Origin of the sequence: Dactylosporangium fulvum (assembly GCF_025137375.1) — a bacterium.
In the GTDB taxonomy this organism is placed as follows: Bacteria; Actinomycetota; Actinomycetes; order Mycobacteriales; family Micromonosporaceae; genus Dactylosporangium; species Dactylosporangium fulvum.
In genome coordinates this window covers 5,587,917-5,607,378 of record NZ_CP073720.1, presented here as the reverse complement: position 1 = coordinate 5,607,378, position 19,462 = coordinate 5,587,917, and the positions used below count along the sequence as shown (strand labels likewise).

14 protein-coding genes and 1 pseudogene are annotated in these 19,462 nt (G+C 72.6%); 10 read left to right on the top strand and 5 right to left on the bottom strand.

The genetic code is table 11. From position 1 onward, the window contains the following. Positions 1 to 349: 349 nt before the first annotated feature. The 3 genes from Dfulv_RS26375 (at position 350) to Dfulv_RS26365 (ending at position 7,339) form a co-directional block, all read left to right on the top strand. Entirely contained in the window at positions 350 to 3,751 is a 3,402-nt protein-coding gene (locus Dfulv_RS26375) for a galactose-binding domain-containing protein (protein WP_425553097.1), read from the top strand. Positions 3,752 to 3,859: 108 nt separating this feature from the next. Then, positions 3,860 to 4,861, top strand: a complete 1,002-nt coding sequence (locus Dfulv_RS26370) for a LacI family DNA-binding transcriptional regulator (protein WP_319805694.1) — start codon at positions 3,860 to 3,862, stop codon at positions 4,859 to 4,861. 1,917 nt (positions 4,862 to 6,778) lie between these two features. Then, on the top strand, positions 6,779 to 7,339 hold the full coding sequence (locus tag Dfulv_RS26365; RefSeq protein ID WP_259856033.1) for a DUF305 domain-containing protein: 561 nt from the start codon (positions 6,779 to 6,781) through the stop codon (positions 7,337 to 7,339). A 12-nt stretch (positions 7,340 to 7,351) separates the two neighbouring features. Here Dfulv_RS26365 and Dfulv_RS26360 read toward each other — a convergent pair whose 3' ends face one another. Continuing rightward, positions 7,352 to 8,587, bottom strand: coding sequence for an MFS transporter (locus Dfulv_RS26360; RefSeq protein ID WP_259856031.1), 1,236 nt, complete (start codon positions 8,585 to 8,587; stop codon positions 7,352 to 7,354). An 82-nt stretch (positions 8,588 to 8,669) separates the two neighbouring features. Between Dfulv_RS26360 and Dfulv_RS26355 the strand changes: the two genes are divergently transcribed. Together Dfulv_RS26355 and Dfulv_RS26350 are read left to right on the top strand one after the other, a co-directional pair. Beyond that, entirely contained in the window at positions 8,670 to 9,572 is a 903-nt protein-coding gene (locus Dfulv_RS26355) for a LysR family transcriptional regulator (RefSeq protein WP_259856028.1), read from the top strand. A 34-nt stretch (positions 9,573 to 9,606) separates the two neighbouring features. Next, complete coding sequence (locus Dfulv_RS26350) at positions 9,607 to 9,900, top strand: hypothetical protein (RefSeq protein WP_259869868.1); 294 nt, start codon at positions 9,607 to 9,609, stop codon at positions 9,898 to 9,900. A gap of 66 nt (positions 9,901 to 9,966) precedes the next feature. On the opposite strand, the pseudogene Dfulv_RS26345 reads toward Dfulv_RS26350, so the two are convergent. Further along, positions 9,967 to 10,458: pseudogene (locus tag Dfulv_RS26345) on the bottom strand (ABC transporter permease subunit); the annotation flags it as partial. A 92-nt stretch (positions 10,459 to 10,550) separates the two neighbouring features. Between Dfulv_RS26345 and Dfulv_RS26340 the strand changes: the two are divergent. From Dfulv_RS26340 to Dfulv_RS26330, 3 genes are read left to right on the top strand one after another with little or no spacing between them, the layout of a single operon-like run. Further along, a complete protein-coding gene (locus tag Dfulv_RS26340) occupies positions 10,551 to 11,900 on the top strand; it encodes an AMP-binding protein (RefSeq protein ID WP_259868159.1) in 1,350 nt (449 codons plus the stop codon). 31 nt (positions 11,901 to 11,931) lie between these two features. Next, positions 11,932 to 12,351: a cold-shock protein gene (locus Dfulv_RS26335; protein WP_259856027.1), complete on the top strand. Its 420-nt coding sequence runs from the start codon at positions 11,932 to 11,934 to the stop codon at positions 12,349 to 12,351. A 4-nt stretch (positions 12,352 to 12,355) separates the two neighbouring features. Continuing rightward, positions 12,356 to 13,339, top strand: coding sequence for an NAD-dependent epimerase/dehydratase family protein (locus Dfulv_RS26330; protein ID WP_259856025.1), 984 nt, complete (start codon positions 12,356 to 12,358; stop codon positions 13,337 to 13,339). 292 nt (positions 13,340 to 13,631) lie between these two features. Here the strand turns inward: Dfulv_RS26330 and Dfulv_RS26325 are convergent, their stop codons facing one another. Together Dfulv_RS26325 and Dfulv_RS26320 are read right to left on the bottom strand one after the other, a co-directional pair. Then, positions 13,632 to 14,936: a sensor histidine kinase gene (locus tag Dfulv_RS26325; protein WP_259856023.1), complete on the bottom strand. Its 1,305-nt coding sequence runs from the start codon at positions 14,934 to 14,936 to the stop codon at positions 13,632 to 13,634. After that, positions 14,933 to 15,652 (bottom strand): response regulator transcription factor, encoded by a 720-nt coding sequence (locus Dfulv_RS26320; RefSeq protein ID WP_259856021.1) that lies wholly within the window; start codon positions 15,650 to 15,652, stop codon positions 14,933 to 14,935. The genes Dfulv_RS26325 and Dfulv_RS26320 overlap by 4 nt, the downstream gene beginning before the upstream one ends. A gap of 62 nt (positions 15,653 to 15,714) precedes the next feature. On the opposite strand from Dfulv_RS26320, the gene Dfulv_RS26315 reads away from it, so the two are divergent. Both Dfulv_RS26315 and Dfulv_RS26310 read left to right on the top strand, forming a co-directional pair. Then, complete coding sequence (locus Dfulv_RS26315; RefSeq protein ID WP_259856019.1) at positions 15,715 to 16,314, top strand: DNA mismatch repair protein MutL; 600 nt, start codon at positions 15,715 to 15,717, stop codon at positions 16,312 to 16,314. Between the two features lie 126 nt (positions 16,315 to 16,440). Next, on the top strand, positions 16,441 to 17,076 hold the full coding sequence (locus Dfulv_RS26310; RefSeq protein WP_259856017.1) for a DUF305 domain-containing protein: 636 nt from the start codon (positions 16,441 to 16,443) through the stop codon (positions 17,074 to 17,076). 193 nt (positions 17,077 to 17,269) lie between these two features. On the opposite strand, the gene Dfulv_RS26305 is transcribed toward Dfulv_RS26310, so the two are convergent. Continuing rightward, positions 17,270 to 19,258 (bottom strand): discoidin domain-containing protein, encoded by a 1,989-nt coding sequence (locus tag Dfulv_RS26305; RefSeq protein WP_259856016.1) that lies wholly within the window; start codon positions 19,256 to 19,258, stop codon positions 17,270 to 17,272. Positions 19,259 to 19,462 lie beyond the last annotated feature (204 nt).

Sequence of the window (19,462 nt, the reverse complement as noted above, 5' to 3'; positions counted from 1 at the left end):
TGTCAGAAGGACGGTAAACGAAAGCAGCTCGGAGAGCGCTCTCCAAGCCGCGTGACCAGACTGCGGCGTCGTGTGGCGAGGTGTCAAGGTCCGTTGGGTCGGGGATCCCCAAGTACCGGGACAAATCAGGTCCAAAGATCTTGGCCGGCCATCGAGGACTCTTGACACGGCGGAAACGACAGGACAACACTGCGACCAATTGGAGAGCGCTCTCCAGCACCAGCACCCCGCCCGCGCGCTCCCTACACCCCTGAGCAAGGAGCCCTTCGTGCATCCGGCGCACACGCTGCATCCGCCCGGGCAGAAACCGGCCTGGCAGAAACTCCTCAGTTCGCGATGGCGCATCGTCCTGGTGGCCGCCGTCGTCGCCACCGTCGCTGTGGTGGTCGCGCCGTTCGCGCGCGCCGCCGACAGCCTGATCTCGCAAGGCAAACCGGTCACCGCCTCATCGGTCCAGGCCGACGACGTCGCGGCGAGCTTCGTCAACGACGGCGACGCCGGCACCCGGTGGGGCAGCCAGTGGAGCGACCCGCAGTGGATCCGCATCGACCTCGGCGCCACCGCCACGATCAGCCAGGTCGTCCTGCAGTGGGAGGGCGCCTACGGCAAGGCCTTCCAGATCCAGACGTCCTCCGACGACCAGAACTGGACCAACGTCTACCAGACGACCACCGGCACGGGCGGCACGCAGACGCTCAACGTGAGCGGCTCCGGACGGTACGTGCGGATGTACGCCACGGTCCGCGGCACCGGCTACGGCTACTCGCTGTTCGAGTTCAAGGTCTACGGCTCGTTCGACGGCGGCACCGGCAACCCGGGCACGTGCGGTACCACCAACGCGGCACAGGGCAAGCCGGCCTCGGCGTCGTCGTCGGAGGGCGCCGACACGGTCGCCGCCAACGCGTTCGACGGCAACGCGGCGACCCGCTGGGGCAGCCAGTTCACCGATCCGCAGTGGATCCAGGTCGACCTCGGCTCCACCCAGTCGATCTGCCAGGTCGTGCTGCAGTGGGAGGCCGCGTACGGCACGTCGTTCCAGATCCAGACGTCGACCAACGGGACCAGCTGGACCGACATCTACACGACCAGCTCGGGCGCCGGTGGCACGCAGACACTGCCGGTGACCGGCTCCGGACGGTACGTCCGGATGTACGGCACCGCGCGCAACGGCGGCTACGGGTACTCGCTGTGGGAGTTCAAGGTCTTCACCGGCAGCGGCCCGACGACCAGCGGCACGCCGTCGACCAGCCCGAGCCCGAGCGACCCGCCGACGCAGGAGCCGGGCTGGACCACGGTCTGGAACGACAACTTCGACGGTGCGGCGAACACGTCGCCGAGCGCGGCCAACTGGATCATGCGGACGGGAACGCAGTTCCCGGGCGGCGCGCCGAACTGGGCGACCGGCGAGGTCGAGACGGCCACCAACTCGACGGCCAACGTGTACCTCGACGGCGCCGGCAAGCTCAACATCAAGGCCGTCCGCGACGGCAACGGCAGCTGGACCTCCGGCCGGCTGGAGACGCAGCGGACCGACTTCCAGGCCCAGCCCGGTGAGCAGGTCAAGTTCACCGCGCTGATCAAGCAGCCCGACGTGGCGAACGCGGCCGGCTACTGGCCCGGCTTCCGGGCGACCGGCGCCGCGTACCGCGGCAACTACAACAACTGGCCGGGTGTCGGCGAGACCGACATCATGACGAACGTCAACGGCCGCAGCCAGCTCTCCCAGACCCTGCACTGCGGCACCGCTCCCGACGGGCCCTGCGGCGAGTACAACGGCCGCACCTCCGGACTCGCGAGCTGCACCGGGTGCCAGACCGGCTACCACGAGTACACGCAGGTCATCGACCGGACGAAGACCGACGAGGAGATCCGCTTCTACCTCGACGGCAAGCAGTCCTGGATCGTGCGGCAGAGCCAGGTCGGCGTCGCGGCGTGGACCGCGGCCGTGCACCACGGCTTCTACCTGCGCCTCGACCTGGCGATCGGCGGTTCGCTGCCCAACGCCATCGCCGGCTACACCACGCCGACGCCGGAGACGACCTCGGGCGGCATCCTGTCCGTCGACTCGGTCTCCGTTTCCAAGGCGACCGGCACCGTTCCGGCCGCGATGACCGACCCGCCGACGCCCACCACGCCGAGTGTGGTCAAGGTGACCGGGTCGCAGGGCAACTGGCAGCTGCAGGTCAACGGCGCGAACTGGGAGGTCCGCGGCCTCACCTACGGCCCGCCGCAGGCCGCCGCCGACGGGTACATGCGCGACCTGAAGAACATGGGCGTCAACACGATCCGCACCTGGGGCGTCGACGACGCGAACACCCCGACGCTGCTCAACAAGGCCGCGCAGCAGGGCATGAAGGTGATCGTCGGGCACTGGCTCAACCAGGGCGCCGACTACGTCAACGACACCGCGTACAAGAACAACGCCAAGACCGAGATCGTCAACCGGGTCAACGCGCTCAAGAACAACCCGGGCGTGCTGATGTGGGACGTCGGCAACGAGGTCATCCTGACCATGCAGGACCACGGCCTGCCCGCCGCCGAGGTGGAGGCCCGTCGGGTCGCCTACGCCAAATTCGTCAACGAACTGGCGATCGCGATCCACGCCGCCGACCCGAACCACCCGGTCACGTCGACCGACGCGTACACCGGTGCCTGGCCGTACTACAAGAACAACGCTCCGGCACTCGACCTGCTCGCCGTGAACTCGTACGGCGCGATCGGCAACATCAAGCAGGACTGGATCAACGGCGGCTACACCAAGCCGTACGTGGTCACCGAGGGTGGCCCGGCCGGCGAGTGGGAGGTCCCGAACGACGTCAACGGCGTGCCGACCGAGCCGACCGACCTGCAGAAGCGGGACGGCTACACGGCCAGCTGGAACGCCATCAAGTCGCACCCGGGTGTGGCGCTCGGCGCGACCGAGTTCCACTACGGTCTGGAGAACGACTTCGGCGGCGTGTGGCTCAACACCTACCCCGGCGGCTGGCGACGGCTCGGCTACGGTGCGCTCAAGCAGGCCTACACCGGCACACCGCTGGCCAACACCGCGCCGCAGATCACCAGCATGACGGTCAGCAACCAGACCGCCGTGCCGGCCGGCGGCACGTTCACCGTCAACGTCGCCGCGAGCGACCCCAACGGCGACACCATCCGCTACAACCTGATGGCCAGTGACAAGTACATCACCGGCGGTACGGGCTTCCGGAACGTCAACTTCACCCAGAACGGCAGCACGTTCACGGTGACCGCGCCGGAGACGCTCGGCGTGTGGAAGATCTACGTCTACGCGTTCGACGGCCAGGGCAACGTCGGCATCGAAACGCGTTCGTTCAGGGTGGTGCCGCCGTCGATCCCCGGCACCAACATCGCCCTGAACAAGACGGTGACGGCGTCGTCGTACCAGCCCACCGGCACCAACGGGCCGCAGCTGCCGTCGTACGCGGTGGACGGCAACTACAACACCCGCTGGGCCAGTGAATGGGTCGCGACCGCCTGGATCCAGGTCGACCTGGGCTCCAAGCAGACCTTCAACAAGGTGTTCCTGGCCTGGGAGGCGGCGTACGCGACCGGCTACCAGATCCAGACGTCCGACGACGGCAACAACTGGACGACGATCTGGTCGACCACCTCCGGCAACGGCGGATTCGACGACATCAACGTCAACGGCAATGCGCGATACGTCCGGATGAATGGTGTCACCCGGGCAACCGGCTACGGCTATTCGCTGTGGGAGTTCGGCGTATATCGGTAATTGTCCATGGCTGGAAAGCGCTCTCCGAGTGGACCTTGGAGAGCGCTTTCCGTCGGCGTGCTATAAAAGCGCGTGATGAGCGAGAAGCGACGACCGACCCTTGAAGACGTGGCCGAAGCCGCGGGAGTGTCCCGTGCGACGGTGTCCCGCGTCATCAACGGCGTGCGCAACGTCGACCCCAAACTCCACGAGATCGTGTGGCAGGCCGTCGACGCCACCGGCTACGTGCCCAACCGCGCGGCCCGCTCGCTCGTCACCCGTCGCAGCGGCACCGTGGCCCTGGTCGTCTCCGACGCGGTGTCCCACGACGACGACCCCTTCATGCGCCGTTTCTTCGCCGACCCGTACTTCGGCCGGATCGTCGGCGGTGTGATGAGTGTCCTGCGGCCCAAGGGTATCCAGCTGGCGCTGCAGATCGTCGGTACCGCCGAGGCGCGGACCCGGCTCGTCGGAGACCTCGGGCAGGGGCAGGCGGACGGCGCGGTGGTCCTGTCGCTGCACCCCGACGACACGCTGCCGCAGCAACTGTGCGACGCGGGCATCGCCGCGGTCCTCGTCGGCCGGCCCGCTCAGCCGGTCCCGATCAGCTACGTCGACCTCGCCAACGACGCCGGCGGCGCGCTCGCCGCGGAGCACCTCGTCGGCCGCGGCTGCATCCGGCCCGCCATGATCACCGGCCCGGCGCACGTGCCCGCCAGCCAGGACCGGCTCATCGGGTTCCGCCAGGCCCTCGCCCGCCACGGCTTCGCGTACTTCCCGTTCACCGAGGGCGGCTTCACGTACGAGTCCGGTGAGTCCGCACTGCTCGAGCTGCTGTTCACCCAGCCCGACCTCGACGGCCTGTTCGTCGCCAACGACCTGATGGCGCAGGGCGCGATCATGGCGCTACGGTCGCAGAACCGGCGCGTCCCCGAGGACGTCAAGGTCGTAGGCTTCGACGACAGCAGTGCGGCCCTCGACGCGCGCCCCCAGCTCACGACGGTTCGCCACCCGCTGGAGGACATGGCGGCGCAGGCGGCGCACATGGTCCTCGAGCGGATCGACGACCCTTCACTGCGTGTCGAGTCGGTCATCTTCGACCCCAAACTCGTGGTGCGCCAGTCGGCGTGATTTCCGCATCGGTACGACCTGAGCCCGCTGATCCACACTCCTGACGCCAACGACGACGCGGCCAGGCAGGCTTCACCGCGCTCCTTCGACCTGCTTCTTCGCCGTGCTCCTTCGGCCTGCTCCTTCGCCGTGCTCCTTTGGCCTGCTTCTTCGGCCTGCTTCTTCGGCCTGCTCCGTTGTCGGCTCCTTTGCCCGCTCCTTTGCCCCAGTCAGCAGCGTGGCGAGCCTGTGCCTGCAGCGCCGAGACCCGGACCGGCATGATCCGGAAGACTTCGCGCCGAATAGCAGCGTGAAGTCTTCCGGATCATGGACGCGCCGTCCAAGGGCTTGCGCGCCGCAGGCTAGCGGGCGCTGGGGTCCCGCGCCGCGGGACGGCGGGTGCCCGCCGTCCCGCGGCGCGGGACGGCGGGCGCTGGGGTCGTGCGCCGCGGGACAGCGGGCGCTCGGGTCCCGCGCCGCGGGACGGAGGAGAACGAGGGAGCGGAGAACGGGGAGTGGGGGACGGGGAGCGGGGGACAGCGGGGGCGGCAGAACAGCAGGGACGGCGGGAACGGCCTGGTGCAGCCCGTCAGGGAGGTTCATCGCGGGCCGCTTGGAGAGCGCTCTCCAAATCCTGGACGTGGAGCTTGCCGGCGTCGACGGCTTAGGGATGGTCGGACGTCGTGGCAAGCGACGGAATGCTGGAAGGTAAAGCGAATCGGGCAGATCGGGGTTCGGCGATGGAACCTGTTGTGGAGTGTTGACACTCCTTCATCGAGGGGCGAGACTCTCCTACGGAGAGCGCTCTCCAAAGGGTCGGGTGCCGGAGGAGCGCGCTGTCTGAGGCGGACGGCCAGGCGAGCAGTGGGATCGACGGGGGCAGGCCGGCCGCCTGATCGGAAACGGCAGTGAGACGTCGGGTCGGTCGTCCAGGCGGGGGCCGTCCCAGGGTGGATCGTCGATGTCGGGAGTCGCACAACTACCGACGGTTCCGATCAGGTGGCGGCGTCCGGGCGGCGTCCGGACGTTCCGTCTTTTGGCACGGCGGAGACCGGGTTGGGGTCGCCGCCACCGGGAACGTCCGAGCCCACGGCCGATCCCGTGCGCCCGATCCTGCGGTTGCGGCGGTTCGAGCGGGCTCTGGGCGCCCGCGGCCGCGCAACCGCAGGATCAGCACCACGACCAGCACCTGCCCGACCAGCACCTGCCCGACCAGCACCTACCCGACCAGCACCTGCCCGACCAGCACCGATCGCCCGGCGCCGGCCGACTGGCAGCAGCCGACCGGGATTGGCGGGGACCGGCCAACGAAGACCGGCCGACGGGGACCGGGGCTGACGGGACCGGCTGACTGGCAGTGGCTGACCGGGGCTGACCGACCGGCGGTGGTTGACTGGGACCGGCTGACCAAGGCCAGCTGACCATGCGGTGGCTGACTGGGATCGGCTGGGACCGGCAGTGGCCAGCCGACCGGCGGCGGCCGACCGGGACCGTGGCCGGCTAAGGGGACTGGCAGCGCTTGACTGGCAGCGCCCGATCAGCAGCGGCTGACTGGGACCGGCAGTGGCCGGCCGGGACCGGCTGGACCGGCCGACCGGCGGCGGTCGACCGGCGGCGGCCGACCGGGACCGTGGCTGACGGGACTGGCGGCGCCCGATCAGCAGCGGCTGACTGGGACCGGCAGTGGCCGGCCGGGACCGGCTGGACCGGCCGACCGGGACCGTGGCTGACGGGACTGGCAGCGCCCGATCAGCAGCGGCTGACTGGGACCGGCAGTGGCCGGCCGGGACCGGCTGGACCGGTCGACCGGCGGCGGCCGACCGGCGGCGGCCGACCGGGACCGTGGCTGACGGGACTGGCTGACTGGGGCCGGCTGATGAGCGCCGACCGGAAGGAGCACGCAGCGTGCGGAGCGCAACGAGAGGAATTGTCAGGCGCGTGTTGGCTGTCGTCGGCGTTGTCCTGCTGATGATGGCGGCAGGATGCGGTGCCACCCGACCGGCCGCCGACGATCGCGCCTCGGCCGACAATACCGCCGCCGCCGGCGGGAGCGCCGGCACCGAGTTCGGCGGCACCGATCTGGCGTGGATCGAGCTTATGATCCCCATGGACGAGCAGGCGTTGCCTGTGCTGGACCTGCTCGCCCAGCGCGCCGCCGACCCGGAGCTCGCGAAGGTGGCGGTCGGGCTGCGCACCGTGTACGACGCTGAGCTGCCGAAGCTGCGCGCGCTCGGTCAGCAGGCCGCGATCCCGGCCGACAACCCCCACAAGGGACACAAGATGCCCGGGCTCGTCGACGCCGACCGGCTGGCGTCGATCCGCGACGCGACCGGTGCCGAGTTCGAACGGCAGGCCGTCGAGTGCCTCCGTGAGCACCTCGACCAGCTTGCCAGCCTCGCGAAGTCGGAGCTGCGGAACGGCACGAGCCCTGCGGTCAAGGCTGTCGCGCAGACGGTCGCGGACACCCGGACCACGTACCGGGCGCGGCTGCCGGAGTGACGGTCCCGGGTCTCAGCGGGAACGGGTCCGCGACAGGAGCAGCCGGCTCACGGCGGCGATCACCACGATGACGGCCGTCGTGAAGCCCAGCAGGGCCACCCGCGGGCTCAGGAACTGCGTCGCCACGCCCAGGCCCAGCACGGGAACCGCGAGGCCGAGGTACCCGCCGAGGAACAGGCCGGCGAGGGCCTCGCCGCGGGTGGCCGGCGGGGCCAGGTCGACCACCGTCGAGATCGCGCCCTTCAGCAGGGCGCCGGCGCCGGCACCCGCGAGCGCGCCGCCGGTCAGGAACACGGCCAGGCTCGCCGCCCAGACGCCCGAGGTCACCGCCACCAGGCCGACGACCATGAGGAGCAGGCCGGTGGCGAGCTGGCGGCGGATCGGCTGGTTGCGCAGGAGCACCTGGGCCACGGCGCCGCTGCCGAAGACCATCGAGGCGACCAGGCCGGCCAGGGCGCGGGACGGGTGGTGCAGCGTTCCCGCGACGAACGACGGCGCCAGCGACGTGAACAGGCCGAGCACCGACAGCGACGCGAACGCTCCGGCGGCTGCCGCGAGATACCGCGGCCGTGCCGACGCCGGGACGTTGACCCGTTGCGGACGGTAGCGGCGCCGGGCCACCGGCACGGTCTCCGGCACCAGCGACACCGCGAGCGCGGCGACGAGGAGCAGACCCAGGAAGATCAGGTACGGGGTGCGCAGCGGCGACGACACGTACTGCGCCAGGAGGCCGGCGACGATCGGGCCGAACGCGAACCCGCCGAGGTTGGCGACCGTGGACACGAGGTCCGCCCGGGCGCGGCCGGCGGCGGGGCGGGCCGCGGCGTGCAGCTCCGACAGGTGCGCCGTCGCGGTCGCGGTGATCAGGCCGATGCCCAGGCCGGACAGCACCCGGGCGACGATCACCACGCCGAGTGACGTCGAGGTGACCAGCAGCGCCGCCGCGACGGCCTCCAGCAGGACCGCGGGGAGGAGCACCCGGCGCCGCCCGAGCCAGTCGGAGACGTGCCCGGCGAGGAACAGGCTGGCGACGACGCCGACCGCGTAGGCGGCGAAGGCGACGGTGACGTCGATGGTCGAGTACCCGTCGTGACGCTGGTACAGCGCCCAGAGCGGGGTCGGCACGACCGTGAACGCGAGCGACACCGCGAACGCGAACGCGATCGCCCAGAAACCCTGTTCGTGACTCATCCGCCGGACCGGCGTGGACGGCTCGGCCACGGACGGTGGCGTCAGCACAGAAGTCATGGTCCGAACTGTCGCTCACGGGTATCAGCACCGCCCACGATTGTTTGTGCTGATTGCCATCACTATCTGCGATAGTTCGACGATGGAGCTGCGGCATCTCGTGTACTTCGTGACGGTCGCCGAGGAACGGAACTTCACCCGCGCGTCCGAGCGGCTCCGGGTCGTGCAGTCCGGCGTTTCCGCGGCGATCCGTGCCCTGGAACGCGAGCTCGGCGTGCAACTGTTCGACCGCAGCTCGCAACGGGTCGCGCTGACCGACGCCGGCGCGGCCCTGCTGCCGGCCGCCCGAGCCACGATCGACGCCGCGCAGGCCGCTCGCGACGCGGTCGACGAGGTGCGCGGCGGCCTCCGCGGCACCCTGCGGATCGGCACGCTGATCTCCGTCGGCTTCGTCGACCTGCCCGGCCTGCTGGGCCAGTTCCGTGCCGAGCATCCCGGGGTGGACCTCCGGCTCCGGGCCGCACCCAGCGGTTCGGCCGGGCTCGCGCGGGCGCTGATGGAGGGCGAGCTCGACGTCGCGTTCGTCTCCCTGGCCGGGCGCCCGCCGACGGGGCTGTCGGTGCGCATCCTGGTCGCCGAGCCGATCGTCGCCGTACTGCCGTCGGCCCATCACCTGGCGTCACGCTCCGCGCTGGCGCTGGCCGACCTGGCCGACGAACCGTTCGTGGACTCGCCGCTCGGCTACGGCAACCGGACGGAGGTCGACCGCGGGTTCGCGGCGGCCGGCCTCCAGCGGCGCGTCGCGCTCGAGGTGGCGGACATCGCCACGGTGCCGCAGTACGTGCGCAACGGCCTGGGCGTGGCACTGATCCCGCGGTTCGCCGTGCCGCCCGGTGACGCGCCGCCCGGCGACGGGCTGACGGTCCTGCCCGTCACCGGTACGCGACTGCGCTGGACGTTCGGCGTCGCCACGGCGTCGGCCCGCCGCCAGAGCGCCGCGCTCCGGGCACTGCTGGAGATGGTCGACGCCCACCGCCTCCCGTGAGCGAGCGCAACGCGAGCGCAATAGGCTCGGCGGCATGCGGGACGAGCCGGGTTTCTCCATCGGGTCCGAGGTGTGGCCGGGGCTGGCCAAGGTGGTCGAGGAGGCCGGGGAACTGCTCCAGGTCGCCGGGAAGCTGGTCGCCGTCGGCGGGCGGACCGGCCACTACGACGGCAGCGACCTCCGCGAGCGGCTCGCCGAGGAGTGCGGGGACCTGCTGGCCGCCGTCACGTTCTTCGCCGAGGAGAACGGGCTCGGCGCCGCCGTGCAGGAGCGGGCGCGGCAGAAGGGCGCGCTCTTCCGCCGGTGGCACGAGGGAACCCCGGGATAGACGGACGACGGTAACGACCCACCGACCGTGTGCCGGCTCAGCGCGAACGGCCGGCCTCCGCTCGGCCCACACGTCGAACGCCACCGCTGCCAGCAGAACCAGGCCCTTCACCAGCATGACCCGCTCGCTCGGCGAACCGATCAGGGACATGCCGTTGTTGATGACGGCCATGATGAGGCCGCCGGTGATGGCACCCACCACCTTGCCGACGCCGCCCTGGACCGCGGCGCCGCCGATGAACGCGGCCGCGATCGCGTCGAGCTCGAACGCGTTGCCCGCCGTCGGGCCGGCCGACAGCGCGTAGAGGCGCCCGCTGATGCCGGTGCCGTAGCTGCGGCCGAAGACGCTCATCGCCAGCTCGGCGCGGCCGGCGCCCATGAGCCCGGCCGGGCCGACGATCTCACCGCGGCGCAGCGACAGGTTGGCGCCGGAGACGACGACCCGGCCGTGCTGGGTCGGCGAGTGTACGGTCCAGTCCTCGATCCGCAGCACCTCGTCGCCGATGTCCGGGGTGTGCGGCGGGAACCGGTGCTCGAGGTCCCGGCCGACCATTCCGGCGTGCCGCAACAGTGTTAACGCTCACAAGGATGTGCGTCGAGACGAGCCGGGTGATCGTGACCGAGCCGCGCCGTGGTGCGACGATGGTGGTCATGCGCCTGCTCGCCGGCCTCACCGGATCCGATGTTCCCGCCGCCGTGGCCGTCGCCGGTCGCGCCCTGTCCGCCGAGGCGCTGCTGGCCGCGGCGACCGCGGTCGCCGACGACGTGCACGGCGCCGCGACGGTGGCCGTCGATGCCACGCCGACGCTCGAGACGGTGGTCGCGGTGACCGGGGCGTTGCTGTCCGGCGCGGCGGTCGTGCCGGTCCCGGCCGACGCCGGTCCCGCGGAGCGTGACCACATCCTGCGCGACTCCGGCGCCGTGCTGGTCCTGGGCCGCGACGTGCCGGTCGACGTCCGGCGCCGGTCCGCGACCGCCTACGCCCCGCCCGCCGGGGACGACACGGCGCTCGTCATGTACACCAGCGGCACCACCGGCGCGCCCAAGGGCGTCGTGCTCACCCACGCCGCCGTGGAGGCGGGCGTCGACGCCGTCGCCGAGGCCTGGGACTGGACCGCGGACGACCGGCTCGTGCACGGCCTGCCACTGTTCCATGTCCACGGTCTCATTCTCGGCGTGCTCGGCGCCCTGCGCCGCGGGTCACCGCTGGTCCACACCGGACGGCCACACCCGGCGCGGTACGCGGCTGCCGGCGGCACACTCTACTTCGGCGTGCCGACCGTCTGGTCCCGGGTGTGCGCCGAGCCCGCCGCCGCCCGTGCGCTGCGCCGCGCCCGGCTGCTCGTCTCCGGCAGCGCGCCGCTGCCCGTGCCCGTGTTCGAGCGGCTGTCGGCGCTCAGCGGGCACCGCCCCGTCGAGCGGTACGGCATGACGGAGACCCTCATCACCGTCAGCAGCCGCGCCGGCGGCGAGCGCCGCCCCGGCCACGTCGGCGTCCCGGTGCGGGGTGTGCGGACCCGGCTGACCCGCGACGACGGCACCGAGCCGCCGGCGGACGGCGAGACGATCGGCGAGCTGTGGGTCAGCGGGCCGATGCTGCTGCGGCGGTACCACGGCAGCGCCGAGCCGCCGACCGACCACGGCTGGTTCCGCACCGGCGACCTGGCGACGATCGGGCCCGACGGCTGGCACCGCATCGTCGGCCGCGCCTCGACCGACCTCATCAAGTGCGGCGGCTTCCGCATCGGCGCCGGCGAGGTCGAGGACGCGCTGCTCACCCACCCCGCCGTCCGCGAGGCCGCGGTCGTCGGCACGCCGGACGCCGACCTCGGCGAGGCCGTCACCGCGTTTGTGGTCGCCGACGGTGTCGGCGAACGCGACCTCATCGACTTCGTCGCCGGTCACCTCTCCGTGCACAAGCGGCCCCGCAGCGTGCACTTCGTCGACTCCCTGCCGCGAAATGCGATGGGCAAGGTACAAAAGAAGCGGCTTATGCTGTAGGGCGGTTGCCCTGACGGTGGGTGGGTGGTGCGTGGTGGAGACGGGCAGGATTCTGCGGTTCGACGAGGTGCGGGGCTACGGGTTCATCGCCCCCGACGCCGGCGGTGAGGACGTCTTCGTCCACGCCAACGACTTCGGCGACCAGCGCCACCTGGTGCACCCCGGCCTGCGCGTCGAATACGAGGTCGAGGAGGGCGAGCGCGGCCTGAAGGTCGCGACGGTTCACCTCCTCGACACCCCCGCCCCGCCGCTGCGCCGCGAGCACCCGCGCACCGCCCCGGCCACGTCCGACGACGACGGCCTCTGCGACGTGCTGTCGACCCGCGAGTTCTCCGCCGAGGTCACGGAGTTGCTCATCCAGCACGTGCCGTCACTGACCGGCAGCCAGATCGCCCAGGCCCGGCAGCACCTGGTGGCCTTCGCGCGCACGCACGGCTGGGTGGAAAGCTGACCCCATGAGAGTCCTCTTCATCGGCGGCAGCGGCATCATCAGTTCGGCGTCATCCCGGCTCGCGGTCGAGCGTGGCATCGAGTTGTACGTGCTGAATCGCGGATCCAGCACCCAGCGCCCCCTGCCCGACGGGGCCGAGGTGCTGCGCGCCGACATCCGCGACCCGCAGTCGGTCCGCGCCGCGCTCGGTGACCTGACGTTCGACGCGGTCGTCGACTGGGTCGCGTTCACCACCGACCACGTCGCCGCCGACGTCGAGCTGTTCGAGGGGCGCACCGGGCAGTACGTCTTCATCAGCTCCGCCTCGGCCTACCAGACGCCGCCGGCCCGCCTGCCCGTCGTCGAGTCCTCTCCGCTGCGCAACCCCTTCTGGCAGTACAGCCGCGACAAGATCGCCTGCGAGGACCTCCTCGTGCGGGCGTATCGCGAGCGCGGTTTCCCGGCCACGATCGTGCGCCCCTCGCACACGTACGACCGGACGCTCGTCCCCTTCGACGGCGGCTGGACGGTGCCCGGCCGCATGCGCCAGGGCAAGGAGATCGTGGTCCACGGCGACGGCACCTCACTGTGGACGCTGACCCACCACGAGGACTTCGCGAAGGCGTTCGTGCCGCTGCTCGGCCATCCCCGCGCGGTCGGTGACGTCTTCCACATCACCGGCGACGACGTGCTGACGTGGAACCAGATCGCCGAGCACCTCGCCGCCGCGCTGGGCGTTGAGGCGCGGATCGTGCACGTCCCGTCGGACGCGATCGCCGCCGCCGACCCGGACTGGGGTGCCGGCCTGCTCGGCGACAAGGCACACTCGATGGTGTTCGACAACAGCAAGGTGCGCGAGCTGGTGCCGGACTACGTCGCGACGATCCCGTTCCACCAGGGCGCGCGCGAGATCGTGGCCTGGTTCGACGCGGACCCGGCCCGCCAGGTGGCCGACGAGCACCTCGACAAGGTGATGGACGACCTGGTCGCCCGCTGGCGCGTGTCCTGAGTCCACAGTAGACACCGTCCTGGCCGGCCGGCCAGTGCAATGTTAGTGATCATGGCGGGCCGGTGTCCGCGGGTTCCGGGTCGGTTCTGGCCACGTGATCGCGACAAGTTCGCGATCACGTGTGTGGCGAGCGGTGAGCAGGGTGTTGTGGGTTGAGGTTGGCTGCGGCTGTGCACGGCGGTCGTGATCAGCTGGTTGACCTCCGGGGTCCGGGCAGCGGGAATCCACCTAAGTCAACCGGCGCGGCTGGCTGGTCGTCGCGCAGCGGTCCGCACGAAAGAGCAGCGGGTGCTCAGCGTACGACGCGGCGTGGTGGGCGGTCGGGGACGGCGTCGAGCAGGATCGCGATTCGGGCGCCGCGCATCGGGCTGCGGTCGATCACCAGTCTGCCGCCCGCCGACTCGGCCACCCTGCGCACGATGTCGAGGCCCAGGCCCGTCGAGCCGGCACCGCTCGCGCCGCGGCGCAGGGCGCGCGCCGGGTCCGCGATGCCCGGGCCGGCGTCGTCCACGACCAGGCCACGAGCGCAGACGTGGACCTCGAAGCCGGTGCCCTCCGGGGTGTGCTGGAAGACGTTGCCCAGCATGCAGTCCACCGCGGACACCAGGTCCGACTCGCCCACCGGAACGTACACCGGCTCTTGCCCGCCCACGACCCGCCACGGGCGCTGCTGGTCCTCGGCCAGCACCGACCAGAACGCGAGGCGGTCGGCGACCACCTCGACCAGGTCCGTCGTCTCCGGCACGCGGTCGGCGGCCGAGCGCCGCGCGGCCGTGATGATCTGCTCGATCTCGTCGTCGAGGGCGTCGAACGCCTGCCGCATCCGCTCGCCGATCGGGCCGGGCGGCATCGCGTCGGCGTCGAGGCGCAGCGCGGTCAGCGGGGTCCGCAGCCGGTGCGAGAGGTCGGCGGCGAGCTCGCGCTCGGCGTCGGCGAACGCGACCATCTGGTCGGCCATGCGGTTGAACGAGCGGGCCGCGTCCCGGAGCTCCGGCGGGCCCTCGGGCGCCACCCGGGCGTGCAGGTCGCCGTCGCCGAACGCGCGGGCGCCGTCGGCGAGCCGCCGGGTCGCGCGGACGATCTGCGCGCCGAGCCGGTCGGCGACCAGGGTCGAGCCGCCGACGAGGACCACGGCCAGCCCGGCGAGCGCGAGCCACGCCGCGCCGACGCCCCGGCTGAGGTCGGTGTCGGAGACGTACACCTCCACCACCGCCGTGCGGTCGCCGTCGAGGACGACGGCCTGCAGGTACGCCACGCCGCCCGGCGCGTCGACCGTCACCGAACGCCCCTGCCGCCCGGCGAGCTCGACGTCCCCGGCCGACGCGTGGCTCGTGCCGACGGTCGGTTCTCCCAGGAGGTGTACGGCCAGTCGCCCCGACTGCCCGGCCGGGACGGTCGCGACGGCGCGGTCGAGCGCCCCGGAGCCGTTGCCCGGCGCGGAGGCGAGCGCGGCGACCATCGCGTCGGCCTGGTACCGCGCCTCGGCCAGCGCCCGGTCGTGCGCGATCTGGTCCGTCACGTAGGCCAGCGGCACGAGGAACGCCAGCGCGATCATCGACGTGATCGCGAACGACAGGCGCATCAGCGCGCTTCTCATGCGGGTCCCTGCCCGGGTCCGGCGAGCGGGTCGACGAGCATCACCCCGACCCCGCGGAAGGTCCGCAGGTACCGCGGGGCGGTGGCGCTCTCGCCGAGCTTGCGCCGCAGCCACGACACGTGCACGTCGATCGTCTGGTCCTCGCCCGAGCTGTCCGGCCGCTGCCACACCTCGGTGAGCAGCTCCCGCCGGCTGACGACCCGGCCGGCGCGCTGTGCGAGGTACGACAGGAGATCGAACTCCTTCTTCGTCAGCTGCAGCGGCTGCCCGTTGATGGAGGCGAAGCGCTGCTGCGGGTTGACGTGCAGCGCACCGACCGTCACGCCGGCCGGCGGGGCGGCCAGACCGGGCGTGCCCTGGCCGCGGCGCAGGACCGCGTTGATCCGGGCCGACATCTGGGCGCTGGAGAACGGCTTCGTCACGTAGTCGTCGGCGCCCGCGTCGAGCAGCCGGATGATGTCCCGCTCCGAGCGGCGCGCGGTGGCCACGATGACCGGCGCGTTGGAGATGCCGCGCAGCATGCGCAGCACGTCGAGCCCGTCCATGTCGGGCAGCCCGAGGTCGAGGATGACGAGGTCGGGCGGATCGGTCGCGATGACCCGCAGCGCCGACCCGGCATTGCCCACCGGGCGAACCACGTGCCCGGCGTCGGTCAGCGCGCGGGACAGCGCTCCGGACACGGCGACGTCGTCCTCGACGAGCAGGATCAGCGGCATGGCAACACGCTATATGCAGCCCGTCCCGCCCGGATTGGGAGACCGGGTGAGAGCATCTACGGATGCGGGTCAGACGGGCGGCGGTGCCGGTGCTGCTGTGGTGCCTCGCGACAGCGGCGAGCATCGCCGTGGCGTCGCTGGCGCTGCGACCCGTGCTGCGCACCGCGGTGCCGTCCGACTCGGTGCCGCTGGAGGCCGCCGAGCCGCGCGGCCACCGTGAGCTCATCACGCAGCCCGTGCCGCCGGCGACCACCGGCTCGGCCCCGGCGACCTCCGCCCCGGCGCCCGCGAGCCCGTCCACGTCCGGCCCGGCCCGGTCCGCCCCGGCCGCGCCGCAGTCGTCGCCGAAGGCCGTCGTCACCACGGGCGCGCCGGCCCGGATCGTCGACGGCTGGTCGGTCACCACCGGCGCGGACGGCGTCGACACCTACCTGCGGTCGTTCCGCTCCGAGGGCGGCGACGCCGTCATCCGCATCCGCGACGGCGTCGTCTCGCTCGTCACCGCGACGCCCCGCGACGGCTACTCGGTGTCGCGGTCGCAGACCGAGTCGAGCCGGATGGTGGTGCAGTTCGTCGCCGGCAGCGGCACCGTCGCGTATCTCGTCGACGCCATCTGGTGGCAGGGCGCGCCGCACGGCACGGTCACGCGCATCGGCAACTGAGCGGATCGACGGTCCCGGCCGGGCTTTCCTGGTGAAAAGTGTTATCGACGGGGGTCGAAAAACGTCGGGACATTCTTAATCCGCAGCTAATAGCGACGCTCCTCGACGGCATCTACCGTCGATGCCGTGACGACCGTTCCCACCCCGGACCCCGGGCGGCCGGGGCGTGACGCGACACCCGCGGTCAGCACCGACATCTGGCGGCGGGCCGGCGCGGTCGCGGTCGTGCTCGTGGCCGCCATCGTCGTCGTGGTCCTGTGGGCCCGGCCCGCGCACGAGCCAGCGCCGCCCGGCGCCGCGGCCTCCTCGGCGCCCGCCCCGGTGAGCTCGCTCAACCCCACCGACGTCGCGTTCCTCCAGCTGATGATCTCGCTCGACAACAGCGCGCTGCCGCTCTTCGAGATCCTCGCCGCCGACCCGGCCCTCGCCACGCTGGCCGGCACCGGCGCCGACGGGCACCGCGCCGAGCTCGCCGCCCTGCGCGCGGCCCTCACCGCCGGCGGCGCCGTCGAGGACCCGGGCCTGCACGCCGGCCACGACCTGCCCGGCATGGTCGTCGACGCCGACCTGGCCGCCGTCCGCGGCGTGCCCGCCGGGCAGCGCTCCGCCAAGGCCCTCGAGGTGCTGCGCGAGCACCTGACCGGCACCACGGCCCTGGCCACCAACGAGGGCAAGGCCGGCGCCGACCCGGCGACGAAGGCCGCCGCGGCGCAGATCCTCGACGCGCACACCAAGCTGCTGTCGTCCCTGCCGGCGATGTGACGTTCCGCCTCCGCACCCCCTCCCACCTGCTCGAACGGCCTATCGAAAGGGCACCGGCTGGCTCGTACGACATCCGGCTCTTCTGAGGGCGCCATGCGGAAACTCTGGGCCGCCGTCGCGGCCACCAGCATGGCCGCCGTCGGTGCCAAGCTCAACGGCACGACCTGCGGCACGAGGCGGGACGCGTTGCGGCCTACGCGCGGTAGATCTCGACGCCCGACAGTTGCCCGGCGGGCTGGACCGTGTTGCCGGTGAAGACGAGTCGCACATACCGCTGGCGGCTGGGGGTGAACGTGATCGTCGCGCGCTGGCCCGACGACGGGTCGAAGGTGTAGGCCGCCTCGCCGGACAGGGTCGTGAACGCGCCGCCGTCGACGCTGCCCAGGACCGCCACCCGCTGGGTGCGGGCGGGCCACGACTGCGACGGCGGCAGGCGCAGCACCACCCGGCCGACGTCGGTCGCCGTGCCGAGATCGACCTGCACCCACTGCGGGAAGGCGTTGTTGCCGCTCTCCCAGTAGGTCATCGGGTTGCCGTCGGTGATGCGGCCCGACACATACACCTCGGTGTGGCTGCTCTCCGCCGTCGGGCGGCCGCTCGCCAGGTCGGGGCCGGCGTCGAGGACCAGCGGAGGGGCACTCGACGTGGCCGAGGCCGAGACGCTCGCCGTGCCCGACGGTGCCGGCACGGAGCCGCTCGGCCCGCCCGGGGAGGGTGACGCCGACCGCGAGGCCCGCGGGGAGGCGCTCGCCGGCCGGGCGTCGACCGACCCCGGCGCGGCGCCGGTCTGCGGGTCGGCGTCCTCGGCCGTGATGCTGACGCCGTCGCCGGTGTCGTGCCGGCCCGGCCAGGCGGCTGCGATCCCCGCGACGACCAGCAGCACGGCGGCGACCGCGGCGGCGACGAGCAGCATCCGGCGGGTGCGTGCCGGCCGGTCGGCGCCGGCCGGGAGCGCGAGCGGTGCCGTGGGCACCGGTAGCGGCACGGCCCGCACGAACGGCCGGGGCTGCGCGGCGCCGGACCCGCCCGGATGGCGTTCCGCGAGCTCCCGCGCCGCGGCCTGCCCCCACGACGACGCCTCCCCGGCGACGACGAGGTCGACCGGTGCGGGTATGTCGGTCAGCAGCGCCGTGAACAGCGCGGACAGCGGCGGCCAGAGCAGGTCGTTGATCTCGTCGCCGGGGGAGCCGACCACGACCCGGTAGGCCGGCGTCGCCGCCGGCGGGGCCGTGTCCGGCGGGCGGCCGCCGGGCAGGGCCTGGATGCCGCCGCCGGTGAGGTGGACGACCCAGCCGGACTCCAGCGCATAGGTCGCCGGGTCGAGCGCGCGCAGCGCCGGCTGCGGCGGGGAGGAAGCGACGACCTCCTCCGGCCCGCCGGGCGGATGGCGCAGCAGCCACGCCGGCTCCGGCCAGACCGGCCGGCCTGTCGTGTCGAGGGCGAAGACCACGATCGTGTCGCCCGGTGTGTGCAGCGGCACGCCGTTGACCAGGTGGACGGGCTCGTCGAGGGCCTCGGCCGCCGCCGCGGCGACGGCCCGCCCGGCACCCTGGCCGGGACCGAGCGGCACCAGGTCGGCCACGTGCCGCACCGCGGGCGGGATCGCCCGCAGGGCCGCGGCGAGCAGGTCGCCGGTGACGGAAGGGTCGAGCAGCAGCCGCGGCCGGTCCGGATCCACGGCCACGGCCAGCTCGACGGTGCCGACCGGCGCGGCGCCTGCCGCGCTGAGGTGCCAGCCCGCCGGAACCGGGCGCGCCACGACCCCGGCCGGCCACGGCGTGCGGTCCGGGACGAGCGACTGCCACGCCGGCGCGGGCCAGCGCGGCCCGACCGGGACGGGCCGCCCGCCGGGGGCGTGTCGCCACCAGCCGGAGCCGCCGGTCGTGAACAGCACGCCGCCGGGCGTCGACACGATCTCGCCGTCGGGTGCGACGACCGGCAGGCCGAGCCGCCCGGCGAGGGTCCCCGCGGCGTCGCCGGGCATCAGGAGCAGGACCCCCTCGATGCCGGTGCGGGTGGCGTCCCGCACCGGCTCGAGCAGGTCGGCGGCCGTCGGCCGGAGCGACGCGGCCACCACGACGGCGAGCCAGCCGTCGGGGACCGGCACCGTCGTGGTGGTGTCACCGACCAGCAGGCAGCGGTCCAGCCGCCGGCTCGGCAACACACTCGGCCCCTCGGTCATGCGCAACAACCTACCGCCCGCCACCGACACTTTCGGCACCGGCGAACCGGACCATCACTCTCTGTCAGTGGACGTAGATGTTCAGTGACGGCGGGGTCGCCATGTCGCCGAGGATGTCGCCGGCTCTTCGCCTGATCCGGTCCTCCCGGCGGTACGGCGGAAAGGTGTGGCCCGACAGCGGCGGCTGGCAGTGTGCGGAAACCG

What these genes read in the sequence shown, in the direction of transcription:
- Dfulv_RS26320 (WP_259856021.1), bottom strand. Translation starts at nt 15,652, where the DNA reads ATGCCGCTGATCCTGCTCGTCGAGGACGACGTCGCCGTGTCCGGAGCG.
- Dfulv_RS26350 (WP_259869868.1), top strand. Translation starts at nt 9,607, where the DNA reads ATGCGGGACGAGCCGGGTTTCTCCATCGGGTCCGAGGTGTGGCCGGGG.
- Dfulv_RS26325 (WP_259856023.1), bottom strand. Translation starts at nt 14,936, where the DNA reads ATGAGAAGCGCGCTGATGCGCCTGTCGTTCGCGATCACGTCGATGATC.
- Dfulv_RS26355 (WP_259856028.1), top strand. Translation starts at nt 8,670, where the DNA reads ATGGAGCTGCGGCATCTCGTGTACTTCGTGACGGTCGCCGAGGAACGG.
- Dfulv_RS26360 (WP_259856031.1), bottom strand. Translation starts at nt 8,587, where the DNA reads ATGACTTCTGTGCTGACGCCACCGTCCGTGGCCGAGCCGTCCACGCCG.
- Dfulv_RS26315 (WP_259856019.1), top strand. Translation starts at nt 15,715, where the DNA reads ATGCGGGTCAGACGGGCGGCGGTGCCGGTGCTGCTGTGGTGCCTCGCG.
- Dfulv_RS26330 (WP_259856025.1), top strand. Translation starts at nt 12,356, where the DNA reads ATGAGAGTCCTCTTCATCGGCGGCAGCGGCATCATCAGTTCGGCGTCA.
- Dfulv_RS26340 (WP_259868159.1), top strand. Translation starts at nt 10,551, where the DNA reads ATGCGCCTGCTCGCCGGCCTCACCGGATCCGATGTTCCCGCCGCCGTG.
- Dfulv_RS26305 (WP_259856016.1), bottom strand. Translation starts at nt 19,258, where the DNA reads ATGACCGAGGGGCCGAGTGTGTTGCCGAGCCGGCGGCTGGACCGCTGC.